The organism is Streptomyces zhihengii, assembly GCF_016919245.1.
In the GTDB taxonomy this organism is placed as follows: Bacteria; Actinomycetota; Actinomycetes; order Streptomycetales; family Streptomycetaceae; genus Streptomyces; species Streptomyces zhihengii.
In genome coordinates, this window is record NZ_JAFEJA010000001.1 from 165,405 (window position 1) to 186,361 (window position 20,957).

General features: G+C 75.3%; 20 protein-coding genes. 9 read left to right on the forward strand and 11 right to left on the reverse strand.

Going from position 1 to position 20,957, the window contains the following annotated elements; translation table 11 throughout:
* Positions 1 to 46 precede the first annotated feature (46 nt).
* The 4 genes from JE024_RS00665 (at position 47) to JE024_RS00680 (ending at position 5,194) form a co-directional block, all read left to right on the forward strand.
* The gene (locus JE024_RS00665; RefSeq protein ID WP_205371678.1) at positions 47 to 487 is read left to right on the forward strand and encodes a VOC family protein; all 441 of its coding nucleotides are present in this window, start codon (positions 47 to 49) and stop codon (positions 485 to 487) included.
* Positions 488 to 756: 269 nt separating this feature from the next.
* On the forward strand, positions 757 to 1,062 hold the full coding sequence (locus tag JE024_RS00670; protein WP_205371679.1) for a cupin domain-containing protein: 306 nt from the start codon (positions 757 to 759) through the stop codon (positions 1,060 to 1,062).
* Positions 1,063 to 1,136: 74 nt separating this feature from the next.
* Positions 1,137 to 2,549 carry a serine/threonine-protein kinase gene (locus tag JE024_RS00675; RefSeq protein ID WP_205371680.1) on the forward strand — a complete coding sequence of 471 codons (1,413 nt, stop codon included), beginning with the start codon at positions 1,137 to 1,139 and terminating at the stop codon, positions 2,547 to 2,549.
* A complete protein-coding gene (locus JE024_RS00680) occupies positions 2,546 to 5,194 on the forward strand; it encodes a DUF7824 domain-containing protein (RefSeq protein ID WP_244882474.1) in 2,649 nt (882 codons plus the stop codon). The genes JE024_RS00675 and JE024_RS00680 overlap by 4 nt, the downstream gene beginning before the upstream one ends.
* Positions 5,195 to 5,251: 57 nt before the next feature.
* Here JE024_RS00680 and JE024_RS00685 read toward each other — a convergent pair whose 3' ends face one another.
* From JE024_RS00685 to JE024_RS00695, 3 genes are all read right to left on the reverse strand, one after another.
* Positions 5,252 to 5,737, reverse strand: a complete 486-nt coding sequence (locus tag JE024_RS00685) for a DedA family protein (RefSeq protein WP_205371681.1) — start codon at positions 5,735 to 5,737, stop codon at positions 5,252 to 5,254.
* A 203-nt stretch (positions 5,738 to 5,940) separates the two neighbouring features.
* Entirely contained in the window at positions 5,941 to 6,198 is a 258-nt protein-coding gene (locus JE024_RS00690; RefSeq protein WP_205371682.1) for a hypothetical protein, read from the reverse strand.
* Positions 6,185 to 6,796 (reverse strand): TetR family transcriptional regulator, encoded by a 612-nt coding sequence (locus JE024_RS00695; RefSeq protein WP_205371683.1) that lies wholly within the window; start codon positions 6,794 to 6,796, stop codon positions 6,185 to 6,187. The genes JE024_RS00690 and JE024_RS00695 overlap by 14 nt, the downstream gene beginning before the upstream one ends.
* A gap of 84 nt (positions 6,797 to 6,880) precedes the next feature.
* Here JE024_RS00695 and JE024_RS00700 point away from each other — a divergent pair, with 84 nt between their 5' ends.
* Positions 6,881 to 7,393: a GNAT family N-acetyltransferase gene (locus JE024_RS00700; protein WP_205371684.1), complete on the forward strand. Its 513-nt coding sequence runs from the start codon at positions 6,881 to 6,883 to the stop codon at positions 7,391 to 7,393.
* A gap of 15 nt (positions 7,394 to 7,408) precedes the next feature.
* On the opposite strand, the gene JE024_RS00705 is transcribed toward JE024_RS00700, so the two are convergent.
* Together JE024_RS00705 and JE024_RS00710 are read right to left on the reverse strand one after the other, a co-directional pair.
* Positions 7,409 to 8,251 (reverse strand): MBL fold metallo-hydrolase, encoded by an 843-nt coding sequence (locus tag JE024_RS00705; RefSeq protein ID WP_205371685.1) that lies wholly within the window; start codon positions 8,249 to 8,251, stop codon positions 7,409 to 7,411.
* 112 nt (positions 8,252 to 8,363) lie between these two features.
* Positions 8,364 to 9,833, reverse strand: a complete 1,470-nt coding sequence (locus JE024_RS00710; RefSeq protein ID WP_205371686.1) for an MFS transporter — start codon at positions 9,831 to 9,833, stop codon at positions 8,364 to 8,366.
* A 142-nt stretch (positions 9,834 to 9,975) separates the two neighbouring features.
* Here JE024_RS00710 and JE024_RS00715 point away from each other — a divergent pair, with 142 nt between their 5' ends.
* Positions 9,976 to 10,899, forward strand: a complete 924-nt coding sequence (locus JE024_RS00715) for a LysR family transcriptional regulator (RefSeq protein WP_205371687.1) — start codon at positions 9,976 to 9,978, stop codon at positions 10,897 to 10,899.
* 25 nt (positions 10,900 to 10,924) lie between these two features.
* Here the strand turns inward: JE024_RS00715 and JE024_RS00720 are convergent, their stop codons facing one another.
* Positions 10,925 to 11,449, reverse strand: coding sequence for a 2'-5' RNA ligase family protein (locus tag JE024_RS00720; protein WP_244882476.1), 525 nt, complete (start codon positions 11,447 to 11,449; stop codon positions 10,925 to 10,927).
* Between the two features lie 101 nt (positions 11,450 to 11,550).
* Between JE024_RS00720 and JE024_RS00725 the strand changes: the two genes are divergently transcribed.
* Entirely contained in the window at positions 11,551 to 12,138 is a 588-nt protein-coding gene (locus JE024_RS00725; RefSeq protein WP_205371689.1) for a DUF3784 domain-containing protein, read from the forward strand.
* Positions 12,139 to 12,223: 85 nt separating this feature from the next.
* On the opposite strand, the gene JE024_RS00730 is transcribed toward JE024_RS00725, so the two are convergent.
* Positions 12,224 to 14,194 (reverse strand): discoidin domain-containing protein, encoded by a 1,971-nt coding sequence (locus tag JE024_RS00730; protein WP_205371690.1) that lies wholly within the window; start codon positions 14,192 to 14,194, stop codon positions 12,224 to 12,226.
* A 410-nt stretch (positions 14,195 to 14,604) separates the two neighbouring features.
* Between JE024_RS00730 and JE024_RS00735 the strand changes: the two genes are divergently transcribed.
* Positions 14,605 to 16,227, forward strand: a complete 1,623-nt coding sequence (locus JE024_RS00735) for a carboxylesterase/lipase family protein (RefSeq protein ID WP_205371691.1) — start codon at positions 14,605 to 14,607, stop codon at positions 16,225 to 16,227.
* Positions 16,228 to 16,253: 26 nt separating this feature from the next.
* On the opposite strand, the gene JE024_RS00740 is transcribed toward JE024_RS00735, so the two are convergent.
* The 4 genes from JE024_RS00740 to JE024_RS00755 form a co-directional block, all read right to left on the reverse strand.
* Complete coding sequence (locus JE024_RS00740; RefSeq protein ID WP_205371692.1) at positions 16,254 to 17,153, reverse strand: class I SAM-dependent methyltransferase; 900 nt, start codon at positions 17,151 to 17,153, stop codon at positions 16,254 to 16,256.
* 142 nt (positions 17,154 to 17,295) lie between these two features.
* Entirely contained in the window at positions 17,296 to 17,901 is a 606-nt protein-coding gene (locus tag JE024_RS00745; protein WP_205371693.1) for an XRE family transcriptional regulator, read from the reverse strand.
* Between the two features lie 124 nt (positions 17,902 to 18,025).
* Positions 18,026 to 18,418, reverse strand: a complete 393-nt coding sequence (locus JE024_RS00750; protein WP_205371694.1) for a GntR family transcriptional regulator — start codon at positions 18,416 to 18,418, stop codon at positions 18,026 to 18,028.
* Positions 18,415 to 19,170: a hypothetical protein gene (locus JE024_RS00755; protein WP_244882478.1), complete on the reverse strand. Its 756-nt coding sequence runs from the start codon at positions 19,168 to 19,170 to the stop codon at positions 18,415 to 18,417. Before JE024_RS00755 ends, JE024_RS00750 begins: the two co-directional genes overlap by 4 nt.
* A 256-nt stretch (positions 19,171 to 19,426) precedes the next feature.
* On the opposite strand from JE024_RS00755, the gene JE024_RS00760 reads away from it, so the two are divergent.
* Positions 19,427 to 20,779 carry a serine/threonine-protein kinase gene (locus JE024_RS00760; protein ID WP_205371695.1) on the forward strand — a complete coding sequence of 451 codons (1,353 nt, stop codon included), beginning with the start codon at positions 19,427 to 19,429 and terminating at the stop codon, positions 20,777 to 20,779.
* Positions 20,780 to 20,957 lie beyond the last annotated feature (178 nt).

Genomic DNA, 20,957 nt, shown 5'->3' on the forward strand with positions numbered 1-20,957 from the left:
ACGAGGCGGCCGGCACCGGCCGCACGAGGCAGAAGGAGAGAGCGGCATGGCGGTTCGGCGGATGGACAACGTCGGCATCGTGGTCGAGGACATGGACGCCGCCATCGCGTTCTTCCTGGAGCTCGGCCTGGAACTGGAGGGCCGGGGGGAGGTCCAGGGCGGCTTCGCCGACCAGTGCACCGGGCTCGAAGGCGTCCACTGCGACATCGCGATGATCCGGACCCCGGACGGTCGCAGCCGGCTCGAACTGGCGAGGTACCGCAGCCCCGAGGCGATCGGCGCCGGGCCGCGCGACCGGCCGCACAACATCGTGGGCACCCACCGCGTCATGTTCGCCGTCGACGACCTCGAGGACACCGTCGCCCGGCTGCGCCCGCACGGTGCCGAACTCGTCGGCGGGATCGCCCGCTTCGAGGACAGCTATCTGCTCTGCTACGTCCGCGGCCCGGAGGGCATCATCGTCGGGCTGGCCGAGCAGGTCGGCTGAGGCGGCGCGCCGCGAGCGGCGGCGGCGTCGCGAGCGGCGGCGGCGGCGTCGCCGGGTGACCTGCGGCGGCCGTGGATCCCGTGTGCTCCCCGCGGCTGCGTCCGCCGCCCCGGGCGAGCCGGGCGAGGACGGCCGGCGGCCTCCCCCGGAAGGCTTTGCCGAACGGTCGACCGACGGCCGTCCCCGGTCGGGTAGCTTCCGTGCATCCGCTGACGATGACGGGCGGGCTGCTCCGGTCAGGGCGGGGGCGGCCCGCGGGGAGGCATGTGATGAGGTCGATCGACGTCGTGGGGACGGCGTCCGCGCTGCCGGACGCCTGGAGCTCCCGCTCGCTGGGAGACGTGGGGACGGCCCGGGTGAAGGTCCTGCGCATGGACGGCGGTCCGGTGCCGGAGGAGGCGCACGGGGCCGCCGAGGTGCTGCTGGTGCTGGACGGGCGGCTGGAGTTGTCGGTGGAGGGCGCCGAAGTCGCCGTCGGGGCCGGTGAGATGTACCGGGTGCCGGCGGGTGCCCGGCACGCCGTGCGCCCCGGCAGCCGCGGCACGCTGGTGATCGTGGAGGTGCCCGGGGCGTGACGGGGCCGGGCGGCCGGGGCGGGGGCCGGGCGGGCCGCCGGGCGATGTCAGTGCCCTCTCATAACGTCTGCGCCATGACCCGAACCGCACACACCCTGGCCTACGCGGGATCGTCCGCGCTGACGGGCTCCGGCACCGGCCGCAGCCTCGGACTGGAGACCGCGGGCGGCCTGACGCCGGCCGGCGCCGAGGCCCATCCGCGTTTCTTCGCCGGGTTCCTGAGTGAGCCCCAGGCCGCCGCGCGCGGTCTGCTGGCCGTGGCCGACGTGGCCGCCGCCCGCTGGTTCCGGCGGACCCAGCGGGCGTCGCTGGACCCGGTGGTCACGGCCAACGGCGACCGGCTGCGCTTCGAGTCCTTCTCCGGGTGCTGTGGGGTCTACGCCCGTCTGGACGTCCTGCCCGAGGGGCTCCGCGGGGCCGACACCGGACACGGCACCACCAACGTCGACGTCAACAACCCGCTGCGCGAGGCGCTGTCGCGGATCACCGACGGCGACCCGCTGCACCTGCGGGTCGGTCCCGACGAGCTGGCGGTGACCACCCTCGACGGGCCGGTCGTCGAGAAGAAGGTGCCGCTGCCCGACCGCTGGCTGCGCGGTTTCGCCGAATCGCAGGGCATCACGGCCGGCTTCGACCTCCGTGCGGAGCTGACCGCCACCGAGGCCGTCCGGTTCCTGCGCGCCCTGCCGCGCAGCCCCGCCGCCGGCGGCGCGGCGGGCGGCCCGCTGTGGGTGGTCCCCGCGGGCCGGACCCTGCGCCCGACCACCCGCCCGGCCCCCGGGGCGATCTGCCTGCCCGGCCCGGAGCGCCTCACCGCCCTCCAGCGCGTGCTGCGTCAGGCGACCGCCCTGCGGGTGTACGGGCCCGTGCCCGACGGCGCCGCACCGACCGCCTCCGCCTGGGAGATCGTCCTGCCCGGGATGCGCCTCACGCTGACCCTCTCCCCGGAGGCCGACCGCGGGTTCTCCGGCGAGGGCAGCGTGCTGGAGGCCCTCGCCACCGACACGGCGTCCGAGGACGCCGATCTGGTGTCCGTCCTGCTCGCCTGGGAACCGCGCATCGAACCGGCCGACCTGGCCGCGCAGTCGGGCCTGCCCGTCGAGCGGGTCAGGGCCGCCCTCACCCTTCTGGGCACGGCGGGCAAGGTCGGCTACGACCTCGCCGACGCGTCCTGGTTCCACCGTGAGCTGCCCTACGACGCCCGCCGCGCCGAGCGGCACAACCCGCGGCTGGTGGCGGCCCGCGCGCTGCTGGCGGAGGGCGCCGTCGCCCTCGACGGCCCCGCCACCGCCCAGGTCGCCTCCGGCGAACGCCGTTACCTGGTAAGGGAGTCCGGCGGCGCCATGAGCTGCACCTGCCAGTGGTGGGCCGACTACCGCGGGCGCCGCGGCCCCTGCAAGCACGCCCTCGCCACCCGCATGGCCCGCCGCGCCGCGGCATCCGCCACCACCACCGCCACCACCGCCACCACCGGAGACGCACGATGACCAGCCCGATCGAGAGCCCGGTCGACATCCTCACCGCCGTCCGCGCAGGCCACACCCTGCGGCTGCCCGCCCTGCTGGCGCCGCTGGACCGCGCCGGGCGCCGCGAGCTGCTGGCCGGGCTGAAGGAACTGCGCGCCGAGCTGCGGGCCTCCGGCTGGGACCGCTGGCAGGAGCGCGACCGGGTGAGCCCCGCCCTGCTCGTCGCCGGGGCCGCCTGCCAGACCGGCGCCGCCGCTGCCGCCTCGTGGATAGGCGGCCGGGACATGCGCCGCCGGCGGCGCATCCCCGACCGGGAGCTCCTGGAGGTGTTCGGGGACCGCGACCCCCGGTGGCTCGGCGACCTCGCCCACCGGCTCGCGGCCCGCTCCGCCACCGCCCAGGACGACTACCCGTTCGTCCTCGAACTCGTCCGGCGGGCCGGCTGCCCCATGCCGACCGGCGACGGCTGCGTCGAGGGCTGGGCGACGGCCGCGTGGACGGAGCGGGGCAGGCTCACCGACATACTGCGCCGCGACCCGCACCTCACGGCCTTCGTGCCCCGCCTGTTCGAGACGCCGGAACCGGTCGTCTCCCTCGCCTCGCACCACGATCCGGGCGCACCCGAGGAGTGGCCCGGCGCGCTGACCGCCCTGGCCGCCGAGGGCCTGCTCGACCGCGCCGCGCTCCTCGACGCCTGCACCGCCCGTCTGCTGCGCGGCGGCACGGCGCTCCATCTGAAGCCCTACCGGTCCGTCCTGGAAGCACTCCGCCCGACACCGGAGGAGGAGCGGGAGCGGACGGCCGACTGGATCGCGCTCACCGCCGACGCCCCCTCCCCCGTCGCCGGGCACGCGCAGGAGGTGCTGGCCCGCCTCGCCACCGCCGGCGGCCTCGGCCCGGCACGCCTGGCCGAGATGTCCGCCGCCGTGTTCTTCCGCCCCGAGAAGAAGCTCGTACGGGCGCAGTTGGTGCTGCTCGGCAAGGTGCTCGCCCGGGATCCGGCCGCCGCACCCGATCTGCTGCCGGTGCTCGGCGAGGCCTTCGGGCACCCGGACACCGACGTCCAGGAGCGGGCCCTGAAGCTGGCCGCCGCCCACCTCGGCGGCGACGGGTCCCTGCGTGCCGAGCTCGCCGACCGCGCCCATCTGCTCAGCGCCGTGCACCACGCGCGGGCGGTGGCCCTCCTCGGGGCGGACGCCGCCCCCCGGGAGGACACCGGCCCGTACGAGGAGATCCTGCCGCCGTCACCGCTGCCCGAACCGCTCGGCGCGTCCCCGGAGTCGGTCGAGGAGACCGTGCAGCTCGTGGCGGCCGTCGTCAACTCCCGCACGGCGTCCGCCGAGGAGTACGAGCGGGCGTTCGACGGCCTGGTCCGCCACGCCCACCGGGACCGTGCCGCCCTGGCCGTGGCCCTGCGCCCCGCCCTGGCGGACTGCTACTGGCTCGACCCGGCACGCCGCCACTACTACACCGACGACCTGCCGGGCCTGGAGCACGTGGCCGCCGCCGTCCTGGACGAACGGCCCTCCGGGTCCAGGCCGCAGGCGCTGGCGAGCTGGCGCAGCGACTGCCACCACAGCGACGCCTTCGCCGCCGGGCACGCCCGGGTGGCCGAGGCCGCCCGCTCGCTCACGGCCGGCACGCTGCCCTTCCTGCTCGCCACCCCCACCCTGGCCAACGGCACCCTGGACCCGCACGTCCTCGTCACCCGTCTCGCGGAGTACGCCCGCCTCGGCGCCGCGCCGGGCCCGGTGGACTTCGCGCAGGCCCTGCTACGGGTCCGGCGCGACGCGTCCGCCCGGCCGGGGGCGGCCGCCCTGGGCACGCCCGAGGGCGAGCGGCTGGCGGCCTGGCTCGGCGAGGCCGGGCTCCCCGCGGCCGTCACCCGCCGCACCGCCCCGGCCGGTCATCACCGCTACGGCGGCAACCCCGACCGCCATGTCCTCGACACCGGCGAACGGCCCGTCGTCGTGGCGGAGTTCCCCGGCCCGTTCCGCGAGCTCGGCAAGGCCCGCCAGGCGGCCGGCCGCTGCTGGGACGGGGAGGACCCTGAGACGCTGATCGCGCTGATGCCCGAGGACCGCGACACCCTGGCCGCCTGGTCCCTGGCGCGCATCACGTCCTGCGCCCTCGACGACGAGCGCGGCGGCACCGATGTGCTGCCCGGGCTCGCCGCCACGGGGCCCGCCGGTCCGGCGGGGCCGGCCCTGCACCTGGCGGTCGCCACCGGGCTCGGTGCCCGGCACGCCGAGGACCGGCTCCGGTCGGTCGACGCGCTGCTCACCCTCGCGGGCCGTGGCGAGCTGGACACGGCCCGCCTGGGCGCCGACCTCGCCGAGCTGCTGGAGCTGGGCACGCTCAAGGCCGGGCGGCTCGCCGACGCCCTGCGCACCGCGGCCGCGACGGGTGCCTACGCCACGACCTGGGCCGTCCTCGCCGGTGTCCTGCCCGCCCTGCTCACGGGTGCCGCGGACCCGCGCGGTACGGGCGAGCTGCTGGAGACCGCCGCCGAGTGCGCCGAGCAGTCCCGGGCCGTGGCGGAGCCTCCCGCCGGGCTCGACGCCACCGCGGCCCGTGCCGGCCGCTCACGGCTGGTCACCCAGGCGGCCCGGCTGCGCGACGCCCTGCACCGCAACCGGGAGGCGGTGGCCATGGCGGCGGGGTGAGCGGAAGAGGCCCGTCCGTCCCCGTCCCGCTCGAGCCACCGCCCCGGCGGGACGGGCTCAGCCTTCCTCGGCCGCGGTGCCGGAGGGCGACGGGGCCGCCGCTCTCCTCCTGCGGTACACGACCACCCCGCACACCGCGAGGAGGAGGGCGGCCACGCCGGACACCCCGAGGGCCGTCCGCTCGGCGAAGAGCCGTCCCAGCACTTCCAGCACACCGATCCCCGCGGTCGCGTAGATCATCGCCCAGGCAGCTCCGCCGACGAACAGGGCAGGGAGGTAGCGCGGCAGCGGCATGCGCATGCTGCCCGCGAGGAAGTTGGCGGCGGTCTGGAAGCCGATGGTCAGGAAGGAGAGGGCCACCACCGGCGCGCCCCAGCGCTGGATCGCCCGCTCGGCGCGCAGGAACTTCGCCGAGGAGATCCGCCCGGCGAACCTGCTGCGCCGGGCTCCGGCACCGGCGAGCCACCCGACGGCGAACGTCCCTCCGGCGCGGAGCAGGACGATGACGTACAGGGCTCCGGCGGTGACGACGACCTTATCCACAGCGCCGCGCCCCGGGCCCCGGGCCGGTACCGGCGTACCCCGACGTCAGCCGCATGAGCGTCCCGCCCCGGCGGGCGCACACCGCGCACAGGACCGGTCTCCGTCTCTCATCCGCGCTCCGCCTCCACCCGTTCCGTCCCGTGGGTTCCCGCCTGCGGCGGGGAACCCCGATCCGCACGCCCGCCATGCCAGGCAAGGGCAGCCTAACCGAACGCGCACCGGCCGGTGCGGGCGCCCTGACCACCGAGGACGCCGCGCGGGTCGCCCCCGCCCGGCACGGCGAACCCGGGCGGGTCCGGCCGCCGTCTCGGCACGGCCGGCAGGGCCGTCAGCCGCCGCCGCTGCCGGTCATCGCGCTCACCCTCGCCCTCGCCCTCGATGCCGTCGCCGTCCTCGCCGCCTGCGCTGCCGTCGTGGGCGTCCGGACATCCGGGCGGCCGGGCGCCGTCACTCGCCGTCACCGCGGCCGCCGGCGGCGTGGTCGTCGTGCAGCAGGGCGAGCTGATGGGCGACGGCTCCGGTGAGCCGCCGCTCGTCGTCCGTGGCGAGGAGGTCGAGCAGGGCGCCCCGGAGGACGGCCAGGGCCAGGGTGCGGCGGGTGGCACCGGCCGCGCTGTCGCGTTCGGACGGGGGCTGGAAGCCGGCCAGCACACCGAGCCAGTCCTCCACGGTGGCACGGGCGAATCCCGCCCAGGGCCCCTCGGGCTGGACGAGGGAGCGGGTGTACGCCTCGGCCCACAGCCGCAGCAGCGGCCGGTGCTCCTCCGCGGCGAGCCAGGTCCAGACCCGCTCGACGGCCGGGCCGAGCCCGGTGGGACCCTCGGGCCGCCCGGCCCGGTCCAGGAGCGCCAGTTCGTCGGCGCGGGCGCGCGCGAGCAGCGCCCGCAGCAGACCGTCCTTGCTCTCGAAGAGGAACAGCAGGACCCGCGGGCTGGAGCCGATGGCCTCGGCCAGCGGGCGCAGGGACAGGTCGGTCAGGCCGTGGGCGAGGGCATACCGGTACGCCGCCTCCAGCAGCTCGGTCTGCCGGGCGGAGGGTGCTGGCGCTTGCTGGGACATGCGGTTAGCCTAACTGAAACAACTGTTTCAGTGATCTGAACGCGTGATCCGGACAGACGATCCCGGGGGCCAGGAGAGCAGCTCATGCCGCAGCAGGACCGCAAGCACGTCGTCGTACGCCCCGCCGACCGGCCCGGCGACCTGGGATGGGCGGTGATGGCCCACGGTGAGACGTACGACAGGCAGTTCGGCTGGAACACCGACTTCGAGGCCCTGGTCGCCGGGATCGTCGCCGACTACGGCGCCGGTCACGATCCGGCCCGGGAGGCCGGCTGGATCGCCGAGGTCGACGGCCGGCGCGTGGGCTGCGTCTTCCTGGTCGCGGGCGACCGGCCGGAGGTGGCACGGCTGCGGATCCTGCTCGTCACCCCCGAGGGCAGGGGCCTCGGCCTCGGGACGCGCCTCGTCGAGGAGTGCCTCGCCTTCGCCCGTGCCGCGGGCTACGAGCAGGTGACGCTGTGGACCAACGACGTGCTCACGGCGGCCCGCAGGATCTACCGGAGCTTCGGCTTCACCCTCGCCGACGAGGAACCCCACCACAGCTACGGCCACGATCTCGTCGGCCAGAACTGGACGCTCGACCTGGGGCGGCCGTAGCCGTTCCACCGGGGATCACACCCGGTGGAACGGCTCCGTCAGATGCGGTGTCGCCAGGTGCAGCGGGGTGGCGGCGCCGAGGCCGAGCAGGCGTTCCCGGGAGTGCCCGGCCGTCTCGGGGTCGGTCTCGTGCGCGTAGGCGAGCCGGGGGTGGAGCAGTTGGAGCGCGTGCACCAGGAGGTCGCCGGTGACGAGGGCGAGCTCGTGCCCGTCGTCGACCAGCACGCTCTGGTGTCCGGGCGTGTGCCCGGGTGTGGCGACCACGCGCCCGGTGCGCAGCGGTGTGTCCCCGTCGAGGAGGCGGAGCCGGCCGGCGGCGGCGAGCGGGTCGGTGAGGGTTTCGCGGAGCTGCGGATTGAGTGTGTCGACGGCGTCGAACTCGGCCTGCTGGAGCAGGTATTCGGCGTTCGGGAAGTAGGGGCGGCGGTCGTCCGGAGCGGTGCCGCCCCCGGAGGGGACGGCCGCCTCCGTCACGACCGCCCATCCGACGTGGTCGGTGTGCAGATGGGTGAGCACCACCGTGTCGACCTCGGCCGGGTCGATGCCCGCCGCGGCGAGCGACGCGGGGAGCACACCCGGTACGGGTGCCCACGCGCGGGCCGGGCCGTCCGCCGGCCCGATGCCGGCGTCCACGACGGTGAGGCCCCGCTCGCTTCGGATCGCGTACGCGCGGAACCGGAGCCGCCAGCGGCCCTCGGCGTCGACCGCGCCCGGGTCGTAGCGGTCGGCCTCGGCCCACTGGGCGGCCGTGGCGCCGGGGAACGCCTCGGCGCGCGGGGAGAAGAACGGGCCCTCGGCGTCGAAGAGGGCGATGATCTCGGTCGAGCCGATCCGCAGGCGGGGAACGCTGAGGGACATGGGCGCGATCCTGCCACGGCGGGGTGCGGGCGTGGTGGGGTGGGGAGCCCCGGCGCCCGGTGGGGCCGCCGGCGGGGCGGGCCGTGCGGGCCCTTGCTCGGGGGCCCGGGGATCAGGGGGACACGGTGGCGCCGGTTCGTTCCGCGGGTCCGGTGGCGGGTGCGGTGGCGCCGTCCGCCGGCGCGGGGTGCGCGGCCCGTCCGGCGCGCAGCGCGAAGGCGCCGATGACGCAGGCGAGCAGGGCCGCCGCGAAGGGGACGAGCAGACCGGCGCGGTACCCCTCCATCAGCGCGGCCGGAGTCTCCCCCCGGGTGGCGGCCACGCTGACGGCGGTGGCGGCGGAGAGGCCGAGCGCGGCGCCGAACTGGAAGGCGGTGTACAGGAGTCCGCCCGCGAGCCCCTGCTCCTCCTCGGCGATCCCCGAGGTCGCCACGATGGTGAGCGGTCCGTAGGCGAGCGCGAACGCCACGCCCAGGATGAGCAGCCCCGGGAACATCGCCGCGTAGCTCCAGTCCGCGCCCAGCGGGAGGAACAGGCCGTAGGAGAGCACGGCCAGCAGCAGTCCTCCGAGGATCACCCGCGCGTTGCCGAAGCGGCGGACCAGACGCGGGGTGAGGGTCGGTGAGAGAACCGCGTCGACGCCCATGACGAGCATCGCGAAGCTCGTCTGGAGCGTCGACCAGCCCCGCAGCTCCTGGAGGTAGAGCACCACGAGGAACTGGAAGCCGAAGAAGCCGGCGGCGAACAGCATCGCCGCGAGGTTCGCCCGTACCAGGGATCCGTTGCGGAAGACGCCCAGGCGCACCAGGGGCTCGGCGGAGCGCCGTTCGACGACGAGGAAGACCACGAGGAACGCCAGCCCCGCGAGCAGGATCGCGGCGCTGGCGGCGATGCCGGCATGGGCCGCGCGCTCCACTCCCAGCACGATCAGCACGAGGGCGGCGGTGACGGTGAGCGCGCCCGCGGTGTCGACGTGCTGGCCGGTTCTGTCCGGACGCCGTGACGCGGGGACGAGGGCGAGGGCGGCGACGAGGATGAGGAAGGAGAGGACGACCGGGGCGAAGAAGACCCAGCGCCAGCCCAGCGCGGTGAGCAGTCCGCCGGCGACGAGTCCGATGGAGAAGCCCGCCGCGGCGGTGCCGGAGTAGAGGAGCAGCGCCTTGTCGCGCTCCGGCCCCTCGGGGAAGCCCGTGGTGATGATGGAAAGACCGGCCGGCGTCATGAAGGCGGCGGCGACGCCGGTGACGAAGCGGGCGACGATCAGCATCCATCCCTCGGTGGCGAGTCCGCCGAGCCCGGAGAACAGCAGGAAGACGGTGAGCCAGAGGACGAACATCCGGCGGCGGCCGAACAGGTCGGCCGCGCGGCCGCCGAGGAGCATGAAGCCTCCGTAACCGAGTACGTAGGCGCTCATGACCCACTGCAGCTCACCGGTGGACAGTCCGAGGTCGGCGCGGATCGACGGCAGTGCCACGTTGAGCATGGCGACGTCGATGCCTTCGAGGAAGATCGCTCCGCACAGGACGAGCAGAACGCCCCATGTGCGGGCGTCCGGCCCGCTCGCGGTCTCGGCAGCACTCATGACGAGTGAACCCCTTTCGGAGTGGTGGCCCGGGTGATGCCGCAAGCCTTCTCCACGCCTCTCGGGGGAACAACAGCGATCAACGCAACGTTCGTACAGCCGGACTTACCGAACCACGGACCGCGCGAGCCCGGAGACGTACGTGGACCACAACGAACTCGAGTGCTTCCTCGTGCTCTGCGAGGAGCTGCACTTCGGCCGGACGGCCACCCGCCTGCGTCTCTCCCGCGCCCGGGTGAGCCAGCTGGTCCAGAAGCTCGAACGGCGCGTGGGAGCACCGCTGTTCACCCGTACGAGCCGCCATGTCGCGCTCACCGATCTCGGCGGCCGGCTGCGGGACGACCTCGCACCGCACCACCGGGGGATCGAGGAGGCCCTGGCGCGTGCCGCGGCGTCGGCACGCGGCATCGAAGGCGTCCTGCACGTCGGCTTCTCGACGTCCCTGGCCGGGGAGGTGGTGATGAAGACCATCGAGGCGCTGCGCACCACCCATCCCGAACTCGCCGTCGAGGTGTGCGAGGTGCCGCTGTCCGATCCGTACGGAATGCTGCGGAAGGGCGCGTTCGACGTCCAGCTGGCGGACTTCCCCGTCCACGAGGAGGACCTGACACGCAGTCCCACGATCCTCGTCGAGGACCGGGTCCTGGCCGTCGCGGCCGGGCATCCCCTGGCCGGAAGGGACAGGGTGACGCTGGAGGACCTGGGCGATGTGACGCTGCTGGCCATCGACGGGGACATCCCGGAGTACTGGCTGGAGCATCAGCTGCCGACGCGCACACCCGGTGGCAGGAGCATCGCGCGGGGGCCGTCCGTCACCAATCTCCAGGAGGCGCTGACGCTCGTCGCCGGAGGCCGGGGAGCGCTGCTGTCGGGGGCGCACACCGCCCTGTACCACGGTCGCCCCGGCATCCGCTACATCCCGGTGGAGGAGGACAAGCCCCTCGGATACGGCCTGATGTGGCGGTCCGGCGGCGGGAGCCGCGCCATCCGGCTCTTCGGCCGCGCGGCACGCGAGATCGCGCGGGAGATGGCTCCGGCCGGTCCCGGGAGTCGCGTACCCGGCTGATCGGGTACGGCGCCGGGGCCGTGTCTCACGGGCGGGGCTCCAGCACCTCCAGGGCGCCGGTCTCGGTGTCGAAGCTGCGCAGGGTGGTGAGGTGGGCCCGGAGCGGTGGTGCCGGGAGCAGTTCGGGGATCCGCCGGCCGGAGAAGGCACCGGCCCGCCTGGTCCGGCCGAGGGTGACGTGCGGGCTCCAGACGGCGGGCTCGTGGAAGGGGTTGAGGGTCTCGGGCGGGCTGTCCGAGACCACCGCGTCCCACACCCGGCGGTGCAGCGCGGCCAGCGCGGCGTCCAGGTCCAGGGCCCAGGCCAGGACCGAGGTGGGCCGCTCGAAGCGGACCACACCGGTGAAGCGCACCGGCAGCGGCAGGGCGGCGGCCACCGCGGCGAGTTCCCAGCGGATCGGGGCGGTCAGCTCCGGGCAGGCGGCCAGAGTGAGGTGGGGGCTGTTCGTCGGTGCGCGGTGGCGCGCCTGACTGGGCAGCCCCGCGTCGGCCAGCCGTCTCCAGGCCTCCCGGACCGCCAGATCCGCCGCCTCGTCCAACAGAAGCTCCACCGTGCGCACCGCCGCAGCCTACCGGCGATCACCCGCGGGGACGGCGGGCGGGGCGCCCGGCCGTGTTGGTGGGTCGCGGGGGCGGCGGATAGCGTGCCGCCATGGCGAAGACGGCGAAGCGGCGGACCCTGTACCGGCAGGGGACCGGATTCTGGCGGATGACGGCCAAGTGGTGCCTGGTCTTCGGGGCCTTGTACCTGCTGGACGGGGGGCTGATCCGCTCGTGGGGCGACGCGCTCGTGTGGCCGCTGATCGGGGTCCTGTTGTGGGTGCCGTTCGGGATAGGCGTCGTCTGGTACGCGAACAAGGACCGGCGGGTCGAGCTGACGACGCGTGAGCTGCGCATCCGGCGCAAGCGCCTGCCGATGGAGAGCGTGAACCTCCTGCATGTGGCGCGGCTGTGGCTGGAGGGCCGGTCGACGGCGGACGACCGGCCGGTGGCCGAATGGGCACGCGTCGTACGGGTGGTGTGGGTGCCGCTGCGGGACGGCCGCGCGTACGGGGTGGAGTTCCGGGACCCGGCGGCGTTCGCCGGGGTCTTCGGCGCCTTCGCCGTCGAGGCGTGCGGCGGGCCGGACGTCGTCCGCGCGAGGGCCGCCGCGGAGACCTACCCGGAGCCCCGCCCGATGCGGGCCCGGTCCTCCGGCGGCGACGGTTCCCGGCTGGACGCGCTGGACCTCTTCGGCTGACGACGGCACGCGCGGGGGGCGCACGCCCGGGCGGCACGCGGTGGGCGTCCGGGCATGCGCCCTCCGCGTGCCGTCCGGGCCCGGATCACGCTCCGTGGACGCGGAGCTGCGCGACCTGACCGGCCGGCCAGCCGGTGTTGGCGGTGAAGACCAGGCGCAGATGGCGGGTGGCCGTACCGGCGGGCAGGGTCAGGGTGGCGGTGTTCCCGGTGGACGGGTCGAAGGTGTACGCGGCGGCCCCGAGCAGCGGGGTGAGGGCCGAGCCGTCGGTGCCGCCCTGCACGGTGACCGTCTGGCTGCGGGTGGCCCAGGCGACGGCCGGAGGGAGCGCCAGGACGATGCGGCGCACGCCGGTGACGGACCCCAGGTCGACCTGGAGCCATTGCGGGAAGGCGTGGTTGGCGCTCTCCCAGTAGGTGTGCGGGCTGCCGTCGACGGCGTTGCCCGGACCGTAGGACTGGGTGGAACCGCTCGCGGTCGCCGGCCGGTTCAGCGCCAGGTCGACGTCGGCGGAACCGCCGGTGGTGGCGGTGACCCGCGCCGACGGCTCGGAGACGGATCCGGCCGCGTCGAGGGCCTGCACGTCGAAGGTGTGGGCGGCCCCGGCGGTGAGCCCGGTGACGGTGAACGCGGTGGCGTTCGCGGGGGCCGTGGCGATCGGGGTGGCGGTGCCGCCGGTGACCCGGCGGATGCGGTAGCCCGTCACGCCGGTGTTGTCGGTGGAGGCGGTCCAGGCGAGCGACACACTGGTGTCGGTCGTCGCGGTCACCCGGAGGTCCCCCGGGGCGGTCGGCGGTACGGTGTCGCCCCCGAGCAGCGGCGGGGTGGGCCGGACGGGGGTGAGGGGGGCGAGGCCCTTCAGCATCCGGCCGCCGTCGCCCGTGAGGCGCAGGTAGTAGTCGGAGGAGCAGGCGGTTCCGTCCTCGTCGAGCCCGAGGAGACCCGAACCGGCCGGGATCCACTCCTGGGACTCGGCGGTCTTGGCGATCTGGTTGCCCTCGTTGTACTCGTCGAACATGGAGATGTAGACGCTCGGCACACCGGCCCGGCCCATGTTCCAGAACTGCCGCCACATGAAGTCGCCGTGGGCGCGCTGCCGTTCGGTCACCCCGCCGGGGAGCACGCACGGCTGGTAGTCGATGCCGTGCGCGGCGCACTCGGCCAGGTCCGGCACGGTCGCCACCTCGTGGAAGTGGTCGGCGTCCGCGGCGTTCCCGATCCGGCCGACCAGCCACGGCGAGAGCATGTCGAACGCGTGGTAGACCCCGGAGAACCCGGGCCGGGAGTCCCGGTCGCCCCTGCGCCACCAGGTCGGCACCCCGCCGATCACGTAACACCCCTGCGCCTTGAACCAGTTGACGACGTCGAGGCACGGTTCCGGGGCGAAGGGCCGCTGGCCGTCGTTGAAGCCGAAGCCCCAGATGCAGACCACCGGCCTGCCGTTCTGCCGGGCGTAGGCGGGCGAGGCCGTGTGGGCCCGCATCTTGGCGGTCCAGTCGGCCTTGATGTCGTGCTGCATGCCCGTCCAGTCGGAGACGTCGTACATGATGTAGAACTTCACCCCCTGGGACTCTGCCGCGCCGCGCACCCTGGAGGCCATCACATCGCGGGTCGGGCCCTCGCCGCCGGTGGGGTTGAAGCGCTGGAGCGCGGCGGTGTCGATGCCGTACTCCTTCATCCAGCGGAAGTGGACGTCGACCGTCGACTGGTCGTAGGAGGAGAACAGCGTGGCCGTCTGCCCGTTGCCGAGGTCGCCGAAGGCGGTGCGGTAGGTGGCCGGGTAGTCGCGGACGTCCGGCCAGGCGACGATGGCGTTGTTCCCCGCGGACGGCGACTGACCCCAGTTCCGGGACCAGTGCCACCAGCCGTTGATCGGGGCGCCGTCTCCGGCGCAGGCGAACCATCCCTGGTACCCCACGGTCACCTTGCCGACCACGTCGCCGGGCGGACTCGCGGCGGCGGCGGGGCGGGCGAGCGCGGTCTGCCCCGCCCCCAGGACTCCGACGGCTCCCGCCGCGGTCGCCGCCTGCAGAATCGTGCGCCGTGAAACACCCATCTGGTCTCCTCCGGAGAACGGCCGGGTCGCCGCCCGCCGCCCGGCCGTCGGGGTCCGGCGGGGCGGAACGGTGACGCGTATGCGTATGGTCGGTGACACGGCAATGTAATTGATGGCGCGAGAAACGCAAGAAGTCGCACAGGAGTGGTGATTTTTCGGCCGCCGTAGCGCTCCCGGCGCGCGGCGACCCGCACCGGACGGGGGCGGCCCCGGGCGGATCCGCGGGCACGGACGGCGGCGCGCCGGACCGCGCCCGGGAGCGACCCGGCCGCGCGACCCGGCCGCGCGGCCCGGCCGCGCGGCCCGGCCGCGCCCCGGCGGGACCGGTGATTCGCGCGATGCGCCCGGCGTGTGCGGGCGTCGACACTGCGGTGCCCCTGTCAGCAGACGATCCCCGCACGGAGGTACCGATGCCCGGTCCGCACACGAGGAACAAGGCAAGGACGGCGCGACGTTCGCCGTCGTGGCGGCGCCGCTTGCGGGGCGTGCTGGCGGGCGCGCTCCTGCTGTCGGCGACCGGGCTGGGCGCCGCGCCCGCCGGGGCCGCTCCGGCGGGCGACGACACGACCGTCACCACCCGCTACGGGCAGGTGCGGGGCACGGCGGGCGCGCGGGCCGACGAGTACCTCGGCATCCCCTACGCCGCGCCGCCGGTCGGCGGCCTGCGCTGGAAGCCGCCCGCCGCGCCCGCGCGCTGGACGGGTGTCCGGGACGCCACGGCCCCCGGCAACCCGTGCATGCAGACCGGCTCGTCGACCCCCTGGGGCGATCTGGCCGGCCCCGGCACCCCCGGCGAGGACTGTCTCTACCTCAACGTCCACACGCCCGCCGAACGCTCCCTGCGCGACCGGCCCGTGATGGTCTGGATCCACGGCGGCGGCTTCACCATCGGTTCCGGGACCTTCTACGACGGCGGCGAGCTGGCCGCCCGGGGCGACGTGGTCGTCGTCACCCTCAACTACCGTCTCGGCGCCTTCGGTTACCTCGCCCACCCGGGCCTCGCGGGAGAGTCGGCGGACGGCGTCTCCGGCAACTACGGCCTCCTCGACCAGCAGGCGGCCCTGCGCTGGGTGCGACAGAACATCGGAGCCTTCGGCGGCGACGCCCGCAACGTCACGGTCTTCGGCGAGTCGGCGGGCGGCGGCAGCGTCTGCCAGCACCTCGTCTCCCCCCGCGCGACCGGCCTCTTCGACCGCGCCATCGCCCAGTCGGGCTGCGGCTTCCCGCTGCCCACCCAGGAGTCGCAGCAGCGCAACGGGGTCTCCTGGGCCGGCTCCCTGGGCTGCGCCGACGTCGCCTGCCTGCGCGGCAGGCCCGCCGCCGAACTGCTCGCGGCCTCGACGAGCCCCACCGCCCGCTGGGTTCCGAACGTCGACGGCCGCGTCGTCCCGCTCCAGATCGCCGACGCGCTGGAGAGCGGCAGGTTCCACCGTGTGCCCGTCCTCCAGGGCACCACCGCCGACGAGGGCCGGCTCACCGTGGCGACCACCTACGACCTGGCGGGCCGCCCGCTGACCGCGGCCGGATACCCGGTGGCCGTCCGCGCCCTGTACGGCGACCGTGCCGACGCGGTCCTGGCCCGCTACCCGCTGTCGGCCCACGGCTCCCCCGCCGAGGCCCTCGGCGCGATCCTCACCGACGCGCAGTTCGCCTGCCTCCAGTCCCGCTCGGCACGGCTGATGGCCGGTCATACGCTGTCCTACCAGTACGAGTTCGCCGACCGCGGCGCCATGGACCACCTCGGCCTGCCGGTGAGCTTCCCGCTCGGCGCCCCGCACGGATCCGAGATCCGCTACGTCTTCGGCGGCGTCTCGGGCACCCCCGCCCAGAACGCCCTGGCGGCCAGGATGCTCGGCTACTGGACCGCCTTCGCCCGCACCGGCGTCCCGTACGCGGCCGACGCCCCCCGCTGGAACCGGTATCCGAAGGTGCAGGTGCTCGCGCCCGGGGCGATCACCTCCTCGACGACCTTCCCCCAGGACCACCGGTGCGACCTGTGGCTGCCCGGGGAGACGGCGGCCGCCCGGCGCTGAGCGGTGCCGGACGCACGGCGAGCGGCTCAGGGCCGGCGGGCCGCCCAGACGGTGCGCTCGGTGCGCACGCCGAGGTCGTCGCGGCGCAGGATGCTGTGCTCGCCGTCGAGGTCCAGGAGCGCGTCGAGGGCGGCGAGGTCCTCCGGGGCGAGGGTCTCGCCGACCGCGCCGCGGATGCGCCGCAGGGTGCCGTGGGCGTAGCGGCCGACGGTCCCGCCCCGGTCGCCCGCGATGTCGACGGCGACGGTGCGCTCGTCCTCGACGGCGAAGCCCGCGGCGGTCAGCATCGGCCCCCAGTCGGCGCCGCGGTGCGGGACGTGTTCGGCGTGGAAGCCGTCGGTCGCCCGGTGGACGCGCTCCTCCAGCCCCGGCCGGCCCTCGGGGGCGTCGGCGGGCAGGAACCGGGGGAAGCCGTCCAGCTCGACGACGGCGAACAGTCCGCCCGGCGCGAGGAGCCGGTGGACGCCGCGCAGCGCGCGGTCGGGGCGGGCCATGTGGTGCATGGACGCGGAGGCCCAGACCAGGTCCGGGGTGCCGAGGTCGGGCCAGTCGTCGGCGTCGAGGTCGGCCTGCACGGTGCGCACCCGGTCAGCGACGCCCCGGGCGCACGCCTTCTCGCGCAGGAGCTGGAGATGGCCGGCGGAGGCGTCGACGGCGGTGACGTGCGCCTCGGGGAAGCGTTCGAGGAGCGCGAAGGTGCCCGCGCCGGTGCCGCAGCCCAGGTCCACGATCCGGCGCGGTCCGGCCTTCAGCGGCAGCCGGGCGGTGATGGACGCGAGGTGTCCGGCGAGGACCTCGGCGTCCAGTTCGAGGATCTCCGCCTGTCCGCCGTCACCGTCGCCGTCCTGGTGACGGCCGGCCTGGGGGCCGTGCCCGTGGTGGTGGCCGCTGTCGCGGTGGGACGTGTGGGAGTGCGCTTGGGTCATGACCCCACCGTAGGCCGCTCATGCGCCTGACGCACGACAGCTTGCGCGATACGCAAGAAGGTGGCTCCGGGCGCTGCCCGCCGCGCAAGACCGCACCCGCGAGACCGCGCCCGCGCGCGGTGCCCGACGCCGCCGGGAGCCGCTACCCGGCGGGCGCCCGCGCCCCGTCGTGCCCGTCGCCCTCGCCGGTGTCGCGCTGATGGCCGCGGCGGGCGTCGCGGTCGAAGATGCCCATGATCTCGCAGGGGCCGCCCTCGGCTCCGATCGCGTGCGGCATCATCGTCGGGAACTCGGCCGCCTGGTTGGTCTCGATGCGGAACCGGAGGTGGCCGAGCACGAGGGTCGCGGTGCCGGAGAGCACGACGAGCCACTCACGGCCGGGGTGGGCGCGCATCCGGGCGGGATTGTCGGGCGGCGGTTCGGTCATGCGCTGACGCGTGACGCTCATCCCGGGGTCGCCCTTCACGGGCCAGCGCATCAGTCCGTGGGCTCCGTCGATCACCGGGCTGATGACGACGTCGTCGGAGGCGCTCTCCACGAGCTGGTCCAGGGTGGTGTCCAGGGCGCGGGCGAGGGTGACGAGCTGGTCCAGGGCGAGGCGGCGCTGCCCGTTCTCGATCCGGCTCAGCGAGGACTGGCTGAGGTGGGCGCGGGTGGCGAGCTCCTCCAGGGACCAGCCCTGCGCGACGCGCAGGGCGCGGATCCGTTTGCGGACGAGGCTGTCCAGCGCTCCGTCGTCGTGCGTCATGAGCAGCAGCGTATGCCTTCGGCGCAAGGGACCTCGCACGGTCGGCCGCGGTGACGCCCGGCGCTCCCGGGCCGCACCGCCGGGCGGGCCCCCGACCGCGCCGCGGCGGTCGGGGGTGGGCGCGTCACGGCTCGTCCTGGCTCGCCAGGGCGTGCCGGATCGCGGCGAGGGCGTCCTCCCTGGTGACGTCGAGCTGTCTGACGGCGGCGGCGAAGGCGGCGGCGTGCTCGGTGAGCTTCGCCCTGCCGTCGGAGGCGGTCGGCGGGGCGATGACCTGGGTGCCCGATCCCCGGCGGCTCCGGACGAGGCCGGCGGCCTCCAGCTCCCGGTAGGCCCGCACCACGGTGTTGTTGGCCAGTCCGAGGTCGGAGGCGAGCTGGCGCACGGACGGCAGCCTGGCACCCTGCGCCAGGCGCCCGACCGAGATCAGATCCGCAAGCTGGGCCCGGAGCTGCTCGTACGGGGGTACGGGGGACGCGTGGTTGACGTTGATGCTGATGCTGTCGTCGTTCGTCATCGCCGAGCTCCAAGGTAGGCCTGCGGCAGCATCACAACACACAGGCAGTGCGCGGCCGTCACGGCGGCGGCGAGGGCCACGAAGGAGAGCATCTGCGCCGGCACGTCGGTCGTCATGCCCGCGCAGGGCGGGGTCGGCAGCCCGCGGGCCATCGTCAGGGAGACGACGAGGAGGGGGACGCTGACGGTCATCCCCCACGCGGCGACAGCCGCACGGGCGTTGACACGGCGCTGCTCGTCGCCGCCCGCCCGTGCGACGACACGGCGCACGAGCAGCACGCAGGCGACGGTGCCGAGGACGAGGCCGCCCAGCGCCGGCCAGACGTCTCCGGCGCCCGGCCAGGGCGAGAACGGCCGGGCGCCACCGGGACAGGTGCCGGACAGCGCTCCCGCCGGGCGACCGCCCTCGCCCGTCGCCGCCGTCACGACGGCGATGATCAGCAGCACCGACAGGACGGCGGCCTGCACGACGAGCGACACCGCCAGGGACCGGGGGACGTAGTCGCGGATCCGGCGGGGCGTCAGCCCGGCCATCCGCGTCCAGCCCGGACCCGGCCGTGCGGCGACGTCCGCCGCGAACACACCCGCCATCACGCACAGACCCAGGGCAAGGGCCCCGTGGAGCAGGTCCGCCCGTGACGCGGATCCGAGGGACACCACCACGTTGACGGCCAGGCCGACGGCGGCGCCGGCCAGCCGGGCGGGCGTGTCCCACCTCGGCGTCCTCGTACTCCCGGTTCTCGCCACAGCCATGCCGGCTCCCCTTCTCCCCACAAGGTGTATCAACTACCTGACACGATTACCCAGTTGAACAAGTGTGTCAAGTGACTGACACGGTTTGGCGCGGCCGAGCCCCGGGCACCGCGCCACGGAGGCCCTCGGCGCGCCGGTCCGCCGGTGTGCCCACACGGAGCGGGCGTCATGGGACACGACAGGAACCACCGGCCCCTCTCGCGCCGTCCCTCTCCTACGCCGGGGGCGAGCGGAGTCGGAGGGCGGAGGTGTGCCGATGCGCGCGGGTGTCGTTCTGGACGGCCGGTACGAGCTGCGCGAACGCCTCGGCGAGGGCGGCATGGGCGAGGTGTGGCGGGGGCACGACCGGCGCCTGGACCGTGCCGTCGCGGTCAAGACCGTGCGGGACACGGCCCGCCCCCTGCTGCTCGCCCGGCTGGAGCGCGAGGCACGGGCCGCCGGCCGTCTGACCCACCCTCACATCGTGGCCGTGCACGACAGCAACCGGGTCGTGTTCGAGGGCGTGCCCGCCGTCTACCTGGTGATGGAGCTGCTGCCGGGACTGCCCCTGTCGGCCGAACTCGCCCGCGGTCTGCCGCCCGTGCCGCAGGCCCTCGAATGGGCGGCACAGGTCGCGGACGCGCTGGCGGCCGTGCACACGCCGGAGGTGGGCATCGTCCACCGCGACCTCAAACCGGGCAACATCATGATCACGCACGGTCTGGTCAAGCTCCTCGACTTCGGCATCGCCCTGCTGTCCGGCACGGCGGACACCTCCACGCGACTGACCGAGACCGGCCATGTCGTGGGCACGGTCGCCTACATGGCGCCCGAGCAGTGCCTGGGATCCCGTGCGATCGACGGCCGCACCGATCTGTACGCGCTGGGCTGTCTGCTGGTCACCCTGCTGACCGGCCGGCCGCCGTTCCCGATGGACATCGGCATGATGGGAGTGCTCTACCACCACGTCCACGAAGCGCCGCCGCTGCCCGGCTCCCGGCGGCCCGGCATCCCCGGGCCGGTGGACGCCCTGGTGGAGCGCCTGCTCGCCAAGGACCCGGACGATCGCCCCGCGCACGCCGCCGAAGTGCGGGACATCCTGCGCGCCCTGGCCGCGGACATCCGCACCCCGGCTCCCCCGCCGGCGGCGGCCCCTCCGGCGGGGCAGGTCCGCCCGGCGACGACGACAGCGGCGGGGGCACCACCCGCTCCGGCGACCCCCGCGCCAGCCGTCGCCGCACCCACGGCGACCACGGGACCGCTGCCCGCACCCCGCGACGCGGTCCCGCCGTCGCCCCCGCCGGACCGTGAGCGGGTCCGGCGGCGCCTCGACGCCGTCGAGGCGGTACGCAGCAACCGTGACCGGTCACCGGCCGACCGCGACGCCCAGGCGGCACGCATGCTGCGCGCCCTGCTGCCCGATCTCGCCCTGCTGTACGGCCCGGACGCACGCGAGACGCTCGCCGCCCGGCTCACCCTCGCGGAGAGCGTGGCCACCAACGACCCCGAACAGGCCGTGGCCCTGCTGGAAGACCTGATACCGGACCTGGTCCGCACACGGCGCCGGCGCAGCCGGCTCACCCGGGCCGCCCGGGCGGCACTCGCCCGGGAACGACAGCGCTGCTGGTGAGTCCCGTGCGCACACGGGCACCGGACCGGCCGCCGGGCCGACCCGACGCCCGCCCGCTCCCCGGCCCTTCGCCGCGGCCGGGCCCCGGGGGCCGCCCCGGCGCGCGCGTCCGTGGCCGGCAGACCATCGGCCGCGGACGCGGAAGGGGAATCCGGGCGCCACCGCCCGTGTTGGCGCC